General features: G+C 69.8%; 16 protein-coding genes. 12 read left to right on the top strand and 4 right to left on the bottom strand.

The window, feature by feature from the left end:
• Window positions 1-915, bottom strand: a 915-nt coding sequence (locus AC1DP0_RS06290; protein WP_478083013.1) for a serine/threonine-protein kinase, incomplete at its 3' end; no start/stop codon positions are given.
• A 162-nt stretch (window positions 916-1077) separates the two neighbouring features.
• Between AC1DP0_RS06290 and AC1DP0_RS06285 the strand changes: the two genes are divergently transcribed.
• The 8 genes from AC1DP0_RS06285 (at window position 1078) to AC1DP0_RS06250 (ending at window position 8863) form a co-directional block, all read left to right on the top strand.
• A complete protein-coding gene (locus AC1DP0_RS06285) occupies window positions 1078-2133 on the top strand; it encodes a YihY/virulence factor BrkB family protein (protein WP_478083012.1) in 1056 nt (351 codons plus the stop codon).
• An 85-nt stretch (window positions 2134-2218) separates the two neighbouring features.
• Window positions 2219-3433: an FUSC family protein gene (locus AC1DP0_RS06280; protein WP_478083011.1), complete on the top strand. Its 1215-nt coding sequence runs from the start codon at window positions 2219-2221 to the stop codon at window positions 3431-3433.
• Between the two features lie 402 nt (window positions 3434-3835).
• Entirely contained in the window at window positions 3836-4489 is a 654-nt protein-coding gene (locus AC1DP0_RS06275) for an MBL fold metallo-hydrolase (RefSeq protein WP_478083010.1), read from the top strand.
• Between the two features lie 22 nt (window positions 4490-4511).
• Window positions 4512-5318, top strand: a complete 807-nt coding sequence (locus tag AC1DP0_RS06270) for an ABC transporter ATP-binding protein (RefSeq protein WP_478083009.1) — start codon at window positions 4512-4514, stop codon at window positions 5316-5318.
• Window positions 5294-6865 (top strand): hypothetical protein, encoded by a 1572-nt coding sequence (locus AC1DP0_RS06265; protein ID WP_478083008.1) that lies wholly within the window; start codon window positions 5294-5296, stop codon window positions 6863-6865. The genes AC1DP0_RS06270 and AC1DP0_RS06265 overlap by 25 nt, the downstream gene beginning before the upstream one ends.
• A gap of 119 nt (window positions 6866-6984) precedes the next feature.
• Window positions 6985-7158, top strand: a complete 174-nt coding sequence (locus AC1DP0_RS06260) for a hypothetical protein (RefSeq protein ID WP_478083007.1) — start codon at window positions 6985-6987, stop codon at window positions 7156-7158.
• On the top strand, window positions 7155-7931 hold the full coding sequence (locus AC1DP0_RS06255) for a cytochrome b N-terminal domain-containing protein (protein WP_478083006.1): 777 nt from the start codon (window positions 7155-7157) through the stop codon (window positions 7929-7931). Before AC1DP0_RS06260 ends, AC1DP0_RS06255 begins: the two co-directional genes overlap by 4 nt.
• Entirely contained in the window at window positions 7928-8863 is a 936-nt protein-coding gene (locus tag AC1DP0_RS06250) for a serine/threonine-protein kinase (RefSeq protein WP_478083005.1), read from the top strand. Before AC1DP0_RS06255 ends, AC1DP0_RS06250 begins: the two co-directional genes overlap by 4 nt.
• A 54-nt stretch (window positions 8864-8917) precedes the next feature.
• On the opposite strand, the gene ppgK is transcribed toward AC1DP0_RS06250, so the two are convergent.
• Together ppgK and map are read right to left on the bottom strand one after the other, a co-directional pair.
• Complete coding sequence (ppgK, locus tag AC1DP0_RS06245; RefSeq protein ID WP_478083004.1) at window positions 8918-9676, bottom strand: polyphosphate--glucose phosphotransferase; 759 nt, start codon at window positions 9674-9676, stop codon at window positions 8918-8920.
• Window positions 9677-9782: 106 nt separating this feature from the next.
• Window positions 9783-10661 carry a type I methionyl aminopeptidase gene (gene map / locus AC1DP0_RS06240; RefSeq protein WP_478083003.1) on the bottom strand — a complete coding sequence of 293 codons (879 nt, stop codon included), beginning with the start codon at window positions 10659-10661 and terminating at the stop codon, window positions 9783-9785.
• Between the two features lie 113 nt (window positions 10662-10774).
• Here map and AC1DP0_RS06235 point away from each other — a divergent pair, with 113 nt between their 5' ends.
• Window positions 10775-10981, top strand: coding sequence for a methionine aminopeptidase (locus tag AC1DP0_RS06235; RefSeq protein ID WP_442278343.1), 207 nt, complete (start codon window positions 10775-10777; stop codon window positions 10979-10981).
• A 65-nt stretch (window positions 10982-11046) separates the two neighbouring features.
• Here the strand turns inward: AC1DP0_RS06235 and panB are convergent, their stop codons facing one another.
• Window positions 11047-11940: a 3-methyl-2-oxobutanoate hydroxymethyltransferase gene (panB, locus tag AC1DP0_RS06230; RefSeq protein ID WP_478083002.1), complete on the bottom strand. Its 894-nt coding sequence runs from the start codon at window positions 11938-11940 to the stop codon at window positions 11047-11049.
• A gap of 262 nt (window positions 11941-12202) precedes the next feature.
• On the opposite strand from panB, the gene AC1DP0_RS06225 reads away from it, so the two are divergent.
• The 3 genes from AC1DP0_RS06225 to AC1DP0_RS06215 form a co-directional block, all read left to right on the top strand.
• The gene (locus AC1DP0_RS06225) at window positions 12203-14533 is read left to right on the top strand and encodes an immune inhibitor A domain-containing protein (protein ID WP_478083001.1); all 2331 of its coding nucleotides are present in this window, start codon (window positions 12203-12205) and stop codon (window positions 14531-14533) included.
• A gap of 165 nt (window positions 14534-14698) precedes the next feature.
• The gene (gene glnA, locus AC1DP0_RS06220) at window positions 14699-16036 is read left to right on the top strand and encodes a type I glutamate--ammonia ligase (RefSeq protein ID WP_478083000.1); all 1338 of its coding nucleotides are present in this window, start codon (window positions 14699-14701) and stop codon (window positions 16034-16036) included.
• A 51-nt stretch (window positions 16037-16087) separates the two neighbouring features.
• The coding region (locus tag AC1DP0_RS06215) for a hypothetical protein (RefSeq protein ID WP_478082999.1) at window positions 16088-16367 on the top strand (280 nt) is incomplete at its 3' end.

The following is a 16367-nucleotide window of genomic DNA, read 5'->3' as shown; positions in this document are numbered from 1 at the left end:
CGCGGCGGTAGCGGCGGCACCGGCTACCGCGGCAGGAAGGACGCGGGTGCGGACCCGGCCGCCGTCGGGGGCAGCCATGGCTCCGCGCGCTGCGCGTCCGGCTGCGACGTCTGCCAGCACGTCGGAGACCTCCTGCATCGCGGGACGGTCCGCGGGGGCGGCGGCCAGCATCGCGAGCAGGACCTGGGTCAGCGGCCCGTCCGACGGGGGGTTGATCGAGCCGGAGGCGACCCGGTGCAGCAGGGCCATGGCGTTCTCACCGGTGCCGAACGGAGGAGCACCCTCGACGGCGGCGTACAGCGTCGCACCGAGCGAGAAGACGTCCGAAGCGGCAGTCGACGACGTGCCACGGGCGACTTCCGGCGCGATGTAGGCAGGTGTGCCGGTGACCATGCCGGTCGAGGTGAGCGACGCGTCCCCGAGGGCGTGTGAGATGCCGAAGTCGGTGATGCGGGCCGTGCCGTCGTCGGCGACGAGGACGTTGCCCGGCTTGACGTCGCGGTGCACGATGTCGGCGCGGTGTGCAGCCGCGAGGGCCGCTGCCAGCTCGCTGCCGATCCGGGCGACCTCGCGGGCCGGCAGCGGACCGCGCTCCGTCAGGACGGCCTGCAGGCTGCGTGACGGGAGGTACTGCATGACGAGGCAGGGTTGACCCTCGTGGTCCACGACGTCGAAGACCGGGACGGCGTTCGGATGGTGCAGGCGGGCCGTGATGCGGGCTTCACGCATGGCGCGATCGTGGGCGACGCGAGCCTCGGCCTCGGGCAGGCCGACCGGGGAGAGCAGCTGCTTGACGGCCACGGCGCGGTTGAGTCGCTCGTCCCAGGCGAGCCACACGTGCCCCATGCCCCCGGAGCCGATCCGGTTCATCAGCCGGTAGCGCCCGGCGATGACGGTGTGCCGTGCTTCGGCCATCGTCGTCTCCCTCCGGTGCGTGACTTGTCGACCCCGTTCGCGAGGGCCGAGGTCCGGGTGGGTCGTACCCAGACCGGCGCCCCATGCTGCCATTGCGACCGGAATGCGATCGAACCGGCCCGATCCGGTGCGGCGGACCCGTGCACTGGGTACGCGAGGATCATGGCACCAGCAGACAACCCCTCCCACACCCGCGCTCGCGCCACCCAGGAGAGCGGTGACGACCGAAGCCGCGCCACCCAGTCCTCGGAGCCCGAGAGCCCGGCAGACCTCCCACGCTCCTCGCTCGTCGCCGTGCTCAAGCGCGCGCGTGGCGAGTTCAAGCGCGACAACCTCACGGACCTCGCGGCGTCGCTGACCTACTACGGGGTGCTCTCCATCGCCCCGGCGCTCGTCGTGCTCGTCGCCGCTCTCGGCCTGCTGGGACGCGATGCGACCGCCCAGGTCGTCAACCAGGTCCAGGCGATCGCGCCCGGGTCCAGCGCGGAGTTCGTGCGGACGCTGATTGGGCAGGCCCAGGCGAACAAGTCCGGCGCGGGTCTGGGCGCGGTGTTCGGACTGCTCATCGCGCTGTGGTCGGCCTCGGGCTACGTCTCGGCGTTCATGCGGGCCTCGAACGTCATCTACGACATCCCGGAGGGGCGGCCGATCTGGAAGACCGTGCCGATCCGGGTCGGAGTGACCCTGCTGGCCGTCGTCGTCATGATCATCAGCGCCGTCATCGTCGTGGTCAGCGGTCCGGTCGCGGAGCAGGTCGGCGGGCTGGTCGGCGCGGGCGACACGGCCGTCCTCGTGTGGGGAGTGCTCAAGTGGCCCGTCCTCCTCGTGCTCGTCTCGGTCCTCTTCGCCGTCCTCTTCTGGGCCAGCCCCAACGCGAAGCAGGGCGGAGTCAAGTGGGTGAGCCCCGGCGGTGTCATCGCCGTCTTGATCTGGCTGATCGTCTCGGGCCTCTTCGCGCTCTACGTGGCCTACTTCTCGTCGTACAACAAGACCTACGGCTCACTGGCCGGCGTCGTCGTGTTCCTCGTCTGGCTCTGGCTGACGAACCTCGCGATCCTGCTCGGCGCCGAGGTCAATGCCGAGCTCGACCGCAGCAGGGCGATTGCGGAGGGTGTGCCCGAGGACCTCGAGCCCTTCGCCGAGCCCCGTGACACGCACGCCATGGACGACGTCGACAAGCGTGCCGTCGCCGAGGCGTCCGAGCGCCGGTCGGACTGACGCCCCCGCCTGCAGGGTGTTGGCCGTGGGAAACGACGCGCCGGGCCCTGCTCGGTGAAGGGACGTCCAGCATGGGCGAGGAATCATGAGCCAATGGCGAGACGACACGAGGCTGCGCGTGCAGGCGCTGCGCCGGGCCTTGCGGCAGGCCGGTCCCGAACGTGACGCGCTCCTCCTGCTCGTCAAGGCCGCGATCGCGACGGTGCTCGCCTGGCAGTTCGCCGTGCGGGTGCTCGACAGCCCGGTGCCGTTCTACGCGCCGATGGCGGCCCTGCTCGTCGTCGACCGGACGATGGTGCGCTCGCTGGCGGCCAGCGCCCAACGCATCGCCGCCGTCGTGCTGGGCCTCGGCGTCGCCTGGGTCGTCGCGTCCGTCTTCGGCGTCTGGTGGTGGACGATGTTTCCCGTCATCCTCGTCGCCCTCGTCATCGGCCGGTGGTCGCGGCTCGGAGACCACGGCATCCAGGTGCCTGCCATGGTGCTGCTGTCACTCATCACGGCCCAGGGGACGAACGCGCAGTTCACCTCCCTGACGATCGTCGAGACCGTCGCAGGCGGCGTCATCGGGGTGGCCACGAACGCGATCGTGTTCGCCCCTCTGCACCTGACGAAGCCGCGCCAGCGGGTGTCGGCGCTGGCTCGGCAGGTGCGTGAGCTCCTCGATGAGATGGCGCGGGGACTGAGGGACGGCTTGGACGCCGAGACCGCCGGTCGGTGGTACAGCCGCGGCACCGAGATCGCCGACAAGGCCCCCTACGTGCTGGAGGACATCCGCACCGGCCGCGAGAGCATGCGCTTCAACATCCGCGACAACATCCGCCCCGCCGACGTGGACTGGGAGGGGTACGAGCACACGGTCACGTCCCTGCGGCGCACGTTGTGGCAGGTCACCGGCATCGCCCGGACGCTCGTCGACGCCGCGGACGAGCGGCGTCACCAACCGACCCCGACCGACTCCTTCCTGGCGGAGTATGCCGATGCCCTCGCCGGGCTGGCCGTGGCGGTGTCGCAGTTCGGACGTCACGACGAGAGGGCGACGGCCGCCTTCGACGCGGGGGTCGCGGACGCGTTCGACGTCCTGACGAGGCTGCGGGAGGAGGTGCGCACGACGCCGCTGGAGGTCCCCGACGAGTGGCCCGTCTACGGCTCGCTCATCAGCGACTCCCTGCGTGCCCTGGCCGAGCTCGAGGCCGCCCGGGAGTCGGCCGTCGTCCCCACGGAGACAGGTGCTCTGCGCCTGCCCCCGACCGCTTCGCCCGTCTGGGTGCGCCTGCGCGGCCAGGGGCGCGCCGGTCGGTGAAGGCCACCGCGTAACCTACCGAGCGGCCTCGTCGTTCCCACACCGCGCCCGCGAGGCGTGCCCAGCGCGGTATCCCTGCGACTGGTGAGGGGTCAGGGGCTCACCACGCGACCGTCTGCCGGCGAAAGGAGCCTCCGTGCGCGAACCGACCCAGCGTCCCGGCCCGTCCGCGAGCCCGCCGGCGACGCACTCCCAGTGCTGGACCTGGCCCGCCGCGCAGCACCAGATGTCGAGAAGGGGCCTGGGTGTGGGCCGCTGCCGTCAGCGACGACTCCGGCTCGCGCGCTGCTCGCCCGTGAACGGCGGCCGGGAGCACGGGTCGCGACCACCCGCCTGAGGTGGGCGCCGCGGCCCGGACGATGTCGGCGACGACGCGGACGGCATACGTGGTTAGGTGTTCGCATGCGCGTGACTCACCTCGGACATGCCTGCCTCCTCGTCGAGACCGCCGACCGCCGCATCCTCATCGACCCGGGCAGCTTCTCGGCCGGCTTCGAGGACCTCACCGGACTCGACGTGGTCCTCGTGACCCACAACCACGCAGACCACTTCGATCCGGACCGGGTCGGCGCGCTGATCCGCTCCAACCCGTCCGTGACGGTCCACACCGACCCACTGACGGCCGACAAGCTGCGCGAGGAGGGTCTGGCCGCGATCCCGTCACGCCAGGGTGAGGACTTCACCATCGGAGACGTCACGGTGACCCCGGTCGGCGAGCTGCACGCCTTCAACCACGCGGCCATGCCGCTCATCCCGAACGTCGGCGTCGTCCTTCGGACCGACGGCGAGCCGTCGCTCTTCCACCCGGGTGACGCCTACGACGGCGAGCCCGGGCAGGTCGACGTCCTCGCCCACCCGCTCAGCGCGCCCTGGGCCGCGAGCCGCGACTCCATCGCCTTCGTCGGACGCATCGCCCCGAAGGTGTTCATCCCGATCCACGACGCCCTGCTCAGCGACGTCGGGCACCGGATGTACTCCGGCCACATCGAGCAGTTCTCCGGCGTCGAGGGCCTCACGTACGTCCCGCTGCGGGACGCCGAGTCCGCGACGTTCTGAGACCAGGTCCCGGGGGAGTGCCGTGAGCGAAATCCTGGATCTCCCTGCCCCGCAGGGAGGTCCGGCTGAAGGACCCGCCATCGCCATGCGCGGGCTCGGCAAGCGGTTCGGTGATCTCGTCGCCGTCAAGGGCCTCGACCTCGACGTGCCGCGTGGGTCGTTCTTCGGCCTCGTCGGGCCCAACGGTGCCGGCAAGACGACGACGCTCTCGATGGTCACGGGCCTGCTGCGTCCCGATGCTGGACAGGCGTTCGTCCTAGGCCGTGACGTGTGGTCGGACCCCCTCGCGGCCAAGCGCCTGCTCGGCGTGCTCCCCGACGGGCTCAGGCTCTTCGACCGGCTCACCGGTCTGCAGCTCATCACGTATGCCGGCCTGCTCCGTGGCATGTCCCGCGAGCTCGCGTCGGAGCGCGCCGGCGAGCTCGTGGCTGCGCTCGGCCTCACCGAGGCCGGGGGCAAGCTGGTCGTCGACTACTCGGCGGGCATGACCAAGAAGGTGACACTGGCCTCGGCGCTCGTCCACGCTCCGCGAGTGCTGGTGCTCGACGAGCCGTTCGAGGCCGTCGACCCGATCTCGGCGGCGACGATCCGCCGCATCCTCACCGGTTTCGTCGAGTCCGGCGGCATCGTCGTCCTCTCGAGCCACGTCATGGACCTCGTCGAGCGCATCTGCACCCACGTCGCCGTCATCTCCGACGGGCTCGTCCTCGCCGCCGGCGAGCTCGACGTCGTCCGCGACGGTCGGTCGCTCGAGGAGCGGTTCGTCGACCTCGTCGGGGGGAGCACCGAGGTGGTGGGGCTGTCGTGGTTGCGCACCTCGTCCGACTGAAGCTGACCCTGCTGCGCAACATGTTCAGGCGCAGCCGGGCCCAGGCCATCGGCGCCGTCATCGGCATCGTCTACTTCGCGGTGCTCGTGTCCGGGCTGGCCGTCATCCTCGCGTCGTTTCGCGGGTCCCTCGATGCCGCACGCGTCGTGATCCCGCTCGCCGGGGCAGCGGGCATCGTGCTCTGGGCGGTCGTGCCGCTCTTCTCGTTCGGGTCGGACCCGACGCTCGACCCTGGTCGGTTCGCCACGTTCGCCGTCCCCCACCGGGAGCTGGCGGTCGGCCTGGTGGCGGCCGCACTCGTCGGCCTGCCTGCGATCGCCTCGTCGGTGCTCTCCGCCGGGGTCGTGGTCGCGTGGTCGCACACCCTGGCATCGACCGCGGTGGCCGTCGTCGCAACAGGCATCGGGCTCCTGACCGCCATCGTGACGAGCCGGTGGGTGTCCGCGATCATGACGCGTGCCATCTCGAGCCGTCGTGGCCGTGACGCCATCGCCGTGCTCGGCCTGCTGCTGCTCGTCGTCGTCGGACCGGCCGTCTCCGTCGTCGCGAACCTCGGCGCCGGCCTGCGCGACCTCATCCCTGCCGTGGCGCGTGTCGTCGCATGGTCGCCCTTGGGCTGGGCCTGGGCCGCACCGGGCGACGTGGCTGCCGGCGACGTCGGTGTCGGGCTCGTGCGGCTGACCCTGGCTGCGGGGCTGCTCGTGGCGGTCTTCCGGCTGTGGTCGACGGTGCTCCGGGGCGAGGTCGAGAACCCCCGGGCCGTGTCACGATCCGACTCGGGCGCGTCGATGGGCGACGACCTGGGCCTGCTCGCCCGACTGCCGGGGACGCCTGTCGGCGCCGTGGCTGCGCGGGTGCTGACCTACTGGCGTCGCGACCCGCGCTTCCAGGTCAGCATCGTCATGACGCCGCTGGTCCCGCTTGCGCTGCTCATCCCGTTCTCCACGAACGGTGTCGGGTGGGCGCCGCTGCTCATGGGCCCGCTCGTCGCCTTCCTCCTGGGCTGGAGCGAGCACAACGCGGTGGCCTACGAGTCCGATGCCCTCTGGCTGCACATCGTCTGTGGCACGTCCGGACGCGACGATCGGCGGGGGCGGCTCGTGCCCGTCACCGTGCTTGCGGCCGTCCTCGTGCCGATGTACGTGCTCGTCGGAGTCGGGGTCGCCGACCGCTGGGACCTCCTGCCGGCGGTGCTCGGCCTGTCGGTGTCCCTGCTCGGAGCCGGGTATGCCGTGTCGAGCGTCATGAGCATCGGTTTGCCCTACCCTGTCCCGCAGGCGGGCGAGAGCCCGTTCAGCGCGCCTCCGGGCGCGGCGGGGATCACCATCGCCGCGCAGTCGATCGCCGGCCTTGGCACCGTCGTGCTCGCCGCACCGACAATCCTGCTCGCGTGGTGTGCCTGGCAGGGGTCGGCCGCAGCCGACTGGGGCGCCTGCCCCGTGGGACTCGTTCTCGGCGTCGGCGCCGCCATCACCGGCGTCGCCGCGGGCGCTCGTCTCCACGACCGGCGGGCCCCCGAGCTGCTGTCGACGCTGCGTCGCACGTAGGCATTCGCTCGAAGATCTGATTACTCTGCGCACGGTCCACCGACGACCTACTCTTACGGTGTGTAGTAGATCTGCGCCGGGCAGGAGAACTCACAGCTTCGTGCTACCGGAGGCCAGAGATGATCACCCAGTTGCTCGCCCTGTCCACACCAGTTCCCGCAGGGCCGGTCGTCCAGTGGGGATGGGTGACGATCACCGTTGCCAATCTCGTGGTCATCCTTGCGATGATCCTCGTCTTCGCGCTCGCGCTCCTGCTGCCGTTCCCCGAACCGCGTGAGGACGAGGACCGATGAGCCGATCCTCGACGCCGGACCCCTCCCTGGTGCCTCAGCCCGGCGCTAGCCGCGGAAGGGACACCTGGACCGCAGCCCTGACCCGATGGGTCGAGGGTCTCGTGCCCAAGGGGCAGTGGCTGCCCGATCGGCAGCCGGTCTATGTCGCCTCCTGGATCTACGTCTTCGGCGTCGCGTGCCTTGCCAGCCTCGTGGTCATCATCGTCTCGGGCCTCGTGCTGACACTGGGCGGCGTGACGTGGTGGCACTCGAGCACGGTGGGGCACTTCGTCAACTCCGTGCACCTGTGGAGCGTCGAGCTGTTCTTCGCCACCATGGTCATTCACCTGTGGGGCAAGTTCTTCATGGCGTCCTGGCGCGGCGACCGCGGACTCACCTGGGCGACAGGCGCGCTCGCCTTCTTCGGCTCGCTGGGGACGGCGTTCACGGGCTACCTGATCCAGACCAACTTCGACTCGCAGTGGATCTCGACCCAGGCCAAGGACGGACTCAACGCCGCCGGAATCGGTGCCTACTTCAACGTCATGAACCTCGGGCAGATGGTGCTGTGGCACGTCTCGCTGCTCCCACTCGTCGTCGGCGGGATCGTCGTCGTGCACGTCGTGCTCGTGCGACGCCGCGGCGTGGCACCGCCGATCGGTGCAGCGGACCCGACGACCTCGCGCCCTGCTCCCGAACCGGGGTCCACGTTCGGGGCGCCGGGACCCGAGGTGACGCGCAGGGAGCCGGACTCGGTGAGGACCGTCGGCTCGAGCCAGGGGCCGGGGGCATGAGCCGCGGCACCGGTGGGTGGGGACCCACGCCCGACTCGCACGCGTTCCCCACGCGGCGCTACGACCTCGTCAAGGAGTTCGTCGTCGCACTGGGTGTGGTCACCCTGCTCTCCGTCGTCGCAGCCCTCGTCTTCTCGTCCCCGGACGGTCCCGCGATCTCTCTGCAGCAGTGGGCGCGTCAGGCGCCGGCCGATGTCGTTGCCACCGCGGCCGGTGAGCTGGCGGGCACCACGACGAGCGCTGGCTACGGCCCGCCCTACAACACTGCAGGTGAGGGTCAGAGCCTCGGTCCGGTCAACCTCCAGAAGCTGCCGGGAGTGACCCAGCCGGCCGACTCCGCCAAGGACTTCGTCCTCGACCCGGTGCGGAGCCTCGTCGGCGACACCGCGGCCGCAACGGCCCTGCGTGTCTGGGACAGCGCGTCCGCGGACCAGCAGCAGGCCTGGGCGACGGCATACTCGGACGCACTCGCGAAGGCGCCTGACGGTGACCCTGCGAAGGTCGCGGCAGGCGACTACGGTCCCGTCCCGGTCATCGCGGCTGCCGAGCTGCGTCTGGCCGACAGTGGGGCTCTCGAGGGTCTGCTCACGTCCCGGACGAGCTTCTTCGGTGTCGACAGCACCAAGGCACTGCTCCTGCTGGCCGACGGGACACACCTCGAGGACGCGGCGCGCGCCCAGAACCTCGGTGGCGACCAGTGGGGCATCATGAACGAGACGGGCAACTATCCGGGCCAACCGTGGCTGTGGCTGTATTCCCTGTGGTACCAGGTCCCCCCGTTCTCCACCTCGGACAACGCGGACATCGGCGTCTGGGCGCTGATGGTCCTGCTCAGCATCGGCTTCATCTGCATCCCCTGGATACCGGGTCTGCGCACGTTGCCGCGACACCTGGGGGTCCACCGACTCGTGTGGCGCACGCAGCGGCGATGACCGCAGGTCCGCGGACAGGCCCGGGTACGTGCCGGGCCTGTCTGCGCAGGGAGGTCAGGCCAGGTCGACGGCCAGGTGGGCGGCGCCGATGATGCCCGCCTGGTTGCGCAGCTGGGCCGGGACGATCGGGCAGCGCAGCTTCAGCTGCGGCAGGAAGTCGTCGCTGTCCTTGGAGATCCCGCCGCCGACGATGATGAGGTCGGGCGAGAAGAGCTTCTCGATGGTGTCGTAGTAGGTCTGCAGGCGCTCGGCGTACTCGTCCCACGACAACCCCTCGGCATCCTTGGCCGACGACGCCGCCCGGTCCTCCGCGTCGTAGCCGTCGATCTCGAGGTGACCCAGCTCCGAGTTCGGCACGAGGCGACCGTCCTGGATGATGGCGCTGCCGATGCCGGTCCCCAGGGTGGTCAGGATGACCAGGCCCTGCACGCCCTTGGCGGCGCCGTAGTACATCTCGGCGAGGCCGGCCGCGTCGGCGTCGTTGAGCACGGTCACCGCGCGACCGGTGTGCTCCTTGATGAGGGCCTCGGCGTCGGTGTCGATCCACGAGGGGTCGATGTTGGCGGCCGAGAGGACGGTGCCGCGGATCACGACGGCCGGGATGGTGACGCCGATGGGGGAGTCGCCCGTCACGTCGGCGAAGTGGTCGACGATCTGGTCGACGACCGCAGCCACGGCGTCGGGGGTGGCCGGCTTGGGCGTCAGGATCTTGAACCGTTTGCCGGCGAGGTCACCCGCCTTGAGGTCGACGGGCGCGCCCTTGATGCCGCTGCCGCCGATGTCGATGCCGAGGGGCTTGCCGTGCTTGGCCATGGTCCATGCTTCCTTGTCGAGGACGTGGTCGAGGGTCAGGTGCTGCTGGTGGGGCGTGGGGTGGTGCTACGTGGGGGAGCGACCGTCGCGCGCCCGGGCGGTCGGCTCAGGCTGCGTCGTCCTCGGGGAGAGTGAGGATCTCGTTGCCGTCGTCGGTGATGACGATCGTGTGCTCGAACTGGGCCGAGCGCTTGCGGTCGCGGGTGACGACGGTCCAGCGGTCGTCCCACATCTCCCACTCGTGGGTGCCGAGGTTGAGCATCGGCTCGACGGTGAACGTCATCCCGGGCTCGATGACGGTGTCGGAGTGGGGCGCCGCGTCGTAGTGAGGGACGATGAGGCCGGAGTGGAACTCGAGCCCGATGCCGTGCCCGGTGAAGTCGCGCACGACGCCGTAGCCGAAGCGCTTGGCGTAGCTCTCGATGACGCGGCCGATGACGTTGATCTCGCGCCCCGGACGGGCCGCGCGGATGCCGCGCATCATGGCCTCGTGCGTGCGCTCGACAAGCAGGCGCGACTCCTCGTCGACGTCGCCGACGAGGTAGGTGGCGTCCGTGTCGCCGTGGACGCCGTGGATGTATGCCGTCACGTCGATGTTGACGATGTCGCCGTCCTCGAGAGGACGGGCGTCGGGGATGCCGTGGCAGATGACCTCGTTGACGCTCGTGCAAACGGACTTGGGGAAGCCCTTGTAGCCGAGGGGTGACGGGTAGGCGCCGTGGTCGAGCATGTACTCGTGGGCGACGGCGTCGAGCTCGTCGGTGGTGACACCGGGAGCGATGGCCCTGGCGGCCTCGACCATGGCCGTCGCCGCGATGCGTGACGCGATCCGCATCTTCTCGATGGTCTCCGCGTCCTTGAGGTGCACGTCGCCGTCCTCGCGCGGCTGGGGCACGTCGACGTAGTGCGGGCGCTCGATGGCGGCAGGGACGGGTCGGCGGGGACTGAGGGCGTGGGGCGACACCTGCGGCTGGAGCAACGGCATACGGTGGAGTCTAGGTCGTCAACGGGTGCCGTCCACGCGTCGCGTTCATGACGCGGACCTGCCCGCGACGGGTGAGAAGTCCGCAGGAGTCCGAGGAGAGAAGGAGTGCGCACGTGAGCTTCTGGTACAACGTCGACACGGGTCAGGTCGAGACCGATGACAACCGCAGCCGGGGCGAGCAGGTGCTCGGCCCGTACGCCACCGAGGCGGAGGCGCGGGCAGCGCTCGACACCGCCCACAAGAAGACCGAGCAGTGGGACTCCGAGGATCGTGACTGGAACGAGCGCGGGCGCTCGGCGTCGGGTGACGGCGACGCCTGAGCGAGCGCGTCAGCACCATCTGCGCACCGCGCCCATCCGGTCCCGACCGGGTGGGCGCCGGCGCGTCAGGACTCGAACGAGTGCTCGGTGTCCGGGAAGGCGCCGGACTCGACGTCGGCCGCATACGCCCGCGCGGCATCGAGCAATGTGCCGCGCAGATCGGCGTACTTCTTGACGAACCGCGGCGCCCTGCCGCTGCGCAGGCCGGCGAAGTCGCTCCACACGAGCACCTGGGCGTCGGTGCCGTTGCCGGCGCCGATGCCGATCGTCGGGATGCTCAGCGTCTCCGTGACGCGGGCGGCGACCGGCGCCGGGACCATCTCGAGCACCACGGCGAACGCCCCGGCGTCCTGCAGGGCCCGCGCCTCGTCGACGAGGGCGTCGGCGGCGTCGCCCCGGCCCTGCACGCGGTAGCCGCCGAGCTGGTGCTCGCTCTGCGGAGTGAACCCGAGGTGGGCCATGACGGGGATGCCCGCGCCGGTCAGCGCCGCGACGAGCGGGACCATGGCCGTGCCGCCCTCGAGCTTGACCCCGTGGGCGAGCCCCTCCTTCATGAGGCGCACGGCGCTCGCGAAGCCCTGCTCCACCGAGCCGCCGTAGGAGCCGAACGGCATGTCGGCCACGACGAGGGCTCGTCGGGCGGACGACGAGACCGCGCGGACGAGCGGGATCATCTCGTCGAGCGTGACGGGCACCGTCGTCTCGTAGCCGTAGACGTTGTTGCCGGCCGAGTCACCGACGAGCAGGACGGGGATGCCGGCCTCGTCGAAGATCTGGGCGGCATACATGTCGTATGCCGTGAGCATCGCCCACTTGCGCCCCTCGGCCTTCATGGCGTGCAGGTGGGGGATGCGCACCTTGCGGGGTGACGGAGCGTTCGCGGCGGTCGCCGCCTGGGCGTCCTTGCCCCGGCTGCCGGAACCATAGGGACTTTGCTCCTCGGGGGCGTCTGTGCTCATCTCGGGAGCATATCCGGGCACCCGGTGGCGTATTCGTGTGCGCGGACGTCCCCTGTCGTGGTGGCTGAGGCTTATCTGGTCAGGACCCTAAAGCCAAGACTTTTGAAGAGGTCCTTTACGAAGATTTTACGTTTCCGGCATTCGGCCGCCCTGTGGCACAAGTTTTTTCGAATGTTCTGTGACTGGGCGCCACATTGTCTGTGATGTGTGCTGTGATACGCGAGGTGCCGATTACGGCGCTCAGGACCCAGGAGGACTCATCTTGAACAAGCGTCAATGGAGGGCTGCATCAGGGTTGGCCGTGGGGGCGCTCGTCGTCACCGGCCTCGCCGCTCCTATGCAGGCTCAGGCAACGCCCGTTGCCAAGGCCCCGGTGAGCGGCGACCCCGCTGCAGCCCAGGCCTCCCAGCCGGACAACCTGCCCAACCCGCTCGCCGAGGCGCAGACGGCCGAGCGCAAGGATGCGGTCGCCAAGCTCCTCAAGGGTGAGGCGACGACCAAGACCATCAATGGCAACCGCGTCATCGAGGTCAAGGGAAAGGGCAAGGACGGAAAGCCGGCCAAGTCCAAGTACGTCAACTACCCGGTCGACCGTGAGGAGGACATCTTCACGATCCTCACCGACTTCGGTGACAAGACGATGGCCGGCCAGGCGACAGCCCCGGGTCCGGTGCACAACCAGATCGCGGCGCCCGACCGCAAGTGGGACGGCAACAGCACCGACGACAACTCGACGTACTGGCTGGGGGACTTCAACCGCCAGCACTACATGGACATGATGTTCGGCAGCGGCGAGTCGTTCAAGGACTTCTACCTCAAGCTGTCCAATGGCCGCTTCCTCGCCAAGGGCGACGTCTCCGACTGGGTGAAGGTCCCCTACAACGAGGCGCGTTACGGCTCCAACTCCGTCCCGCAGTCCAACGGCTACTGGGCCTACATCAACGACACTGCGCAGGCCTGGTACGCCGACCAGAAGGCTCAGGGCAAGACGACGGAGCAGATCCGCGCCTACCTCCAGCAGTTCGACAAGGTCGACCGCTACGACTCCCAGGGCGACGGCGTCTACAACCGCCCCGACGGCTACATCGACCACTTCCAGGCGATCCACGCCGGTGAGGGCGAGGAGGCCGGTGGCGGCGCACAGGGCACCGACGCGATCTGGTCGCACCGCTGGTACGTCAACTCCACCGGTGCCGGCAAGGTCGGCCCGGACGGCAACAAGCTCGGCGGCATCCAGATCGGTGACACCGGCATCTGGATCGGCGACTACACGACCGAGCCCGAGAACGGCGGCCTCGGTGTCTTCGCCCACGAGTTCGGCCACGACCTCGGCCTGCCCGACCTCTACGACACCGCGGGTGGCGACAACAGCACCGCCTTCTGGACGCTGATGAGCGGCGGCTCGTGGCTGAACCACGGCACCGACTCCATCGGCACCACGCCGGGCTACATGGGCCCGTGGGAGAAGCTCCAGCTCGGATGGCTCGACCACAAGGTCGTCCCGTTCGGCACGGACACCACGGTCAAGCTGAGCCAGGCCGACCTCTCCACGAAGAGCGACTCGGTCCAGGCGCTCGTCGTCCCGCTCCCCGCGCGCACCGTCACCACGAAGCGCAACACCCCGCACTCCGGCAAGGCAGAGTGGTGGAGCGGTTACGGCGACAACCTCAGCTCGACCCTGTCCCGACCGGTCGACCTGACCGGCGCCAAGACGTCGGCGTCGATCAGCGCCTTCGTCCAGGGCAACCTCGAGCAGGACTACGACTACATGTACGGCGAGGTGTCGACCGACAACGGCGCCACGTGGACCCAGGTCGGCTCGCCGGTCAACGGTGTCTTCGGCTGGACCCAGAAGTCGTGGGACCTCTCGGCCTACAAGGGCCAGACCGTCCAGTTCCGCTTCCGCGTCGCGACCGACGGCGGCGTCTCGAGCGAGGCGTTCGTCGACGACATCGCCGTCAGCACCGACGGTGTGGCCGGACCGGTCGATGACGTCGAGTCCGGCGCCGGTGCGTGGGTCGCCAAGGGCGGCTTCGCCGTCACCAACGGCACCACGTCCAAGCAGGTGCAGGACTTCTACTTCGCCGAGAACCGCACCTACAGCGGCTACGACCAGACGCTCAAGACCGGCCCGTACAACTTCGGCTGGAGCAACAGCAAGCCGGACTGGGTGGAGCGCTTCCCCTACCAGAACGGCATGCTCGTCTGGTTCGCCAACGGTGAGTACGGCGACAACAACACCTCGGCTCACCCGGGTGGCGGCGAGGTCCTCCCGGTCGATGCGCGACCGGCGCCGATCATGCTGAACAACGCCAACGGCACGCGCACGATGCTCGGCAACCGTCGCCAGCCGTTCGACGCCACGTTCGGACAGGAGAAGACCGACGCGGTGACCTTCCACCGCAACGGTGTCGCCACCAAGGTCCCGTCGCAGCCGGCGATCCCGACCTTCGACGACCGTGACCCGAACCGCTACTGGACCGCCGACAACCCGTGGGGGTCCACCAAGGTGGCCGGTTCCGGCACGACGATGACCGTTGCCAAGACCCGCCAGGGCGGCAACGAGCTCGAGGTGAACGTCCAGTTCAAGTGACGTCGTCACACTGGGCATGACCAGCGGGTCATGACCATGGAGGGGCCCCCGGGACACGTCCCGGGGGCCCTTCCCGTGCCCGCCACACGGCATACGACCGGGCCCTTCGCCCCGAAGATCGTGTGTCGCAACATCCGTGAAACAGCCATGCGGCAGGATCGACACATGAACCGTCAGGAAGAGTTCGTGCTGCGCACGATCGAAGAGCGCGACATCCGCTTCGTCCGTCTGTGGTTCACGGACGTCCTCGGCACGCTCAAGTCCGTTGCCGTGGCTCCGGCGGAGCTCGAAGGAGCGTTCGCCGAGGGGATCGGGTTCGACGGTTCGGCGATCGAGGGGTTCGCCCGCGTCTACGAGGCCGACATGCTGGCCAAGCCCGACCCGTCGACCTTCCAGATCCTGCCGTGGCGCGGCGACCCGCCCGGTACGGCGCGGATGTTCTGCGACCTGCAGCTCCCCGACGGCACGCCGAGCTTCGCCGACCCGCGGCACGTGCTCCAGCGGGCGCTCGGCAAGGCGGCCGACCTCGGCTTCACCTTCTACACCCACCCCGAGATCGAGTTCTTCCTGCTCGAGCAGGGACGCGACGCGCACGGACGCCCGACCCCGGTCGACGACGCCGGCTACTTCGACCACGTGCCGCACGGGACCGGGCACGACTTCCGCCGCGCCGCGATCACGATGCTCGAGAACATGGGCATCTCGGTCGAGTTCAGCCACCACGAGGGTGCCCCGGGCCAGAACGAGATCGACCTGCGCTATGCCGATGCCCTGAGCACGGCCGACAACATCCAGACCTTCCGGACGGTCGTCAAGGAGGTCGCCCTGACCCAGGGCATCTACGCGACCTTCATGCCCAAGCCGTTCTCCGAGCACCCGGGGTCGGGCATGCACACGCACCTGTCCCTCTTCGAGGGCGACTCCAACGCGTTCTTCGAGGCCGGGGCGCCCTACCAGCTGAGCAAGGTCGGTCGTCAGTTCATCGCCGGCCTGCTGCGCCACGGGGCCGAGATCGCGGCCGTCACCAACCAGTGGGTCAACTCCTACAAGCGACTGTGGGGCGGGGGAGAGGCGCCGGCCCACCTCACCTGGGGCCACAACAACCGTTCCGCGCTCGTGCGGGTGCCGATGCACAAGCCCAACAAGGGTCAGTCGACCCGCGTCGAGGTCCGTTCCCTCGACGCCGCCTGCAACCCCTACCTCGCCTTTGCGGTCCTGCTGGGCGCAGGCCTCAAGGGCATCGAGGAGGGCTACGAGCTGCCGCCCGAGACCGAGGACGACGTGTGGAGCCTCACGGACGGGGAGCGCCGCGCGATGGGCATCAAACCCCTGCCGTCGTCGCTGGGACGGGCCCTCGAGGTGATGGAGGAGAGCGAGCTCGTCGCCGACATCCTCGGCGAGCACGTCTTCGACTTCTTCCTGCGCAACAAGCGGCAGGAGTGGCTCGACTACCGCCACGAGGTCACCCGCTTCGAGCTCGACCGTTACCTGCCCCGTCTCTGACGGTCGGCCAGTCAGCCGAGCCACCCACCGGCACCTAGCGATTCGACGCCCATGTCATCACGCACCAGCACCACCGAAGGGGCCCTGGCCCGGCTCGGATTCGCCGATCCCGACCGGGCCGTCGGGCTCGTCGACGACCGGGCGCTRCTGCCCGTGCGCGCCGCTGTCGCCGGCGGCCAGCTCGACGACCTCGCCGCCGTCATGGGCGACACCGCCGACCCGGACCAGTGCCTGCTCGGGCTGGTGCGCGTGGCGGAGGCGCTCGGCCGCCTCGGCGACGCCCCGGACTGGGGGATCTCGGCCCTCGCGGCCGAGCTCGCGACGCCGGGGA

It is taken from the genome of Terrabacter sp. P5_B1, assembly GCF_056400505.1.
Note: the sequence above shows the minus strand (reverse complement) of the source record. Positions and strands in the feature narration are given on the sequence as shown.

Coding starts and splice junctions, on each gene's coding strand:
- AC1DP0_RS06285 (WP_478083012.1), top strand. CDS start 1,078: ATGGCACCAGCAGACAACCCCTCCCACACCCGCGCTCGCGCCACCCAG.
- AC1DP0_RS06280 (WP_478083011.1), top strand. CDS start 2,219: ATGAGCCAATGGCGAGACGACACGAGGCTGCGCGTGCAGGCGCTGCGC.
- AC1DP0_RS06275 (WP_478083010.1), top strand. CDS start 3,836: ATGCGCGTGACTCACCTCGGACATGCCTGCCTCCTCGTCGAGACCGCC.
- AC1DP0_RS06260 (WP_478083007.1), top strand. CDS start 6,985: ATGATCACCCAGTTGCTCGCCCTGTCCACACCAGTTCCCGCAGGGCCG.
- AC1DP0_RS06255 (WP_478083006.1), top strand. CDS start 7,155: ATGAGCCGATCCTCGACGCCGGACCCCTCCCTGGTGCCTCAGCCCGGC.
- AC1DP0_RS06250 (WP_478083005.1), top strand. CDS start 7,928: ATGAGCCGCGGCACCGGTGGGTGGGGACCCACGCCCGACTCGCACGCG.
- ppgK (WP_478083004.1), bottom strand. CDS start 9,676: ATGGCCAAGCACGGCAAGCCCCTCGGCATCGACATCGGCGGCAGCGGC.
- map (WP_478083003.1), bottom strand. CDS start 10,661: ATGCCGTTGCTCCAGCCGCAGGTGTCGCCCCACGCCCTCAGTCCCCGC.
- panB (WP_478083002.1), bottom strand. CDS start 11,940: ATGAGCACAGACGCCCCCGAGGAGCAAAGTCCCTATGGTTCCGGCAGC.
- glnA (WP_478083000.1), top strand. CDS start 14,699: ATGAACCGTCAGGAAGAGTTCGTGCTGCGCACGATCGAAGAGCGCGAC.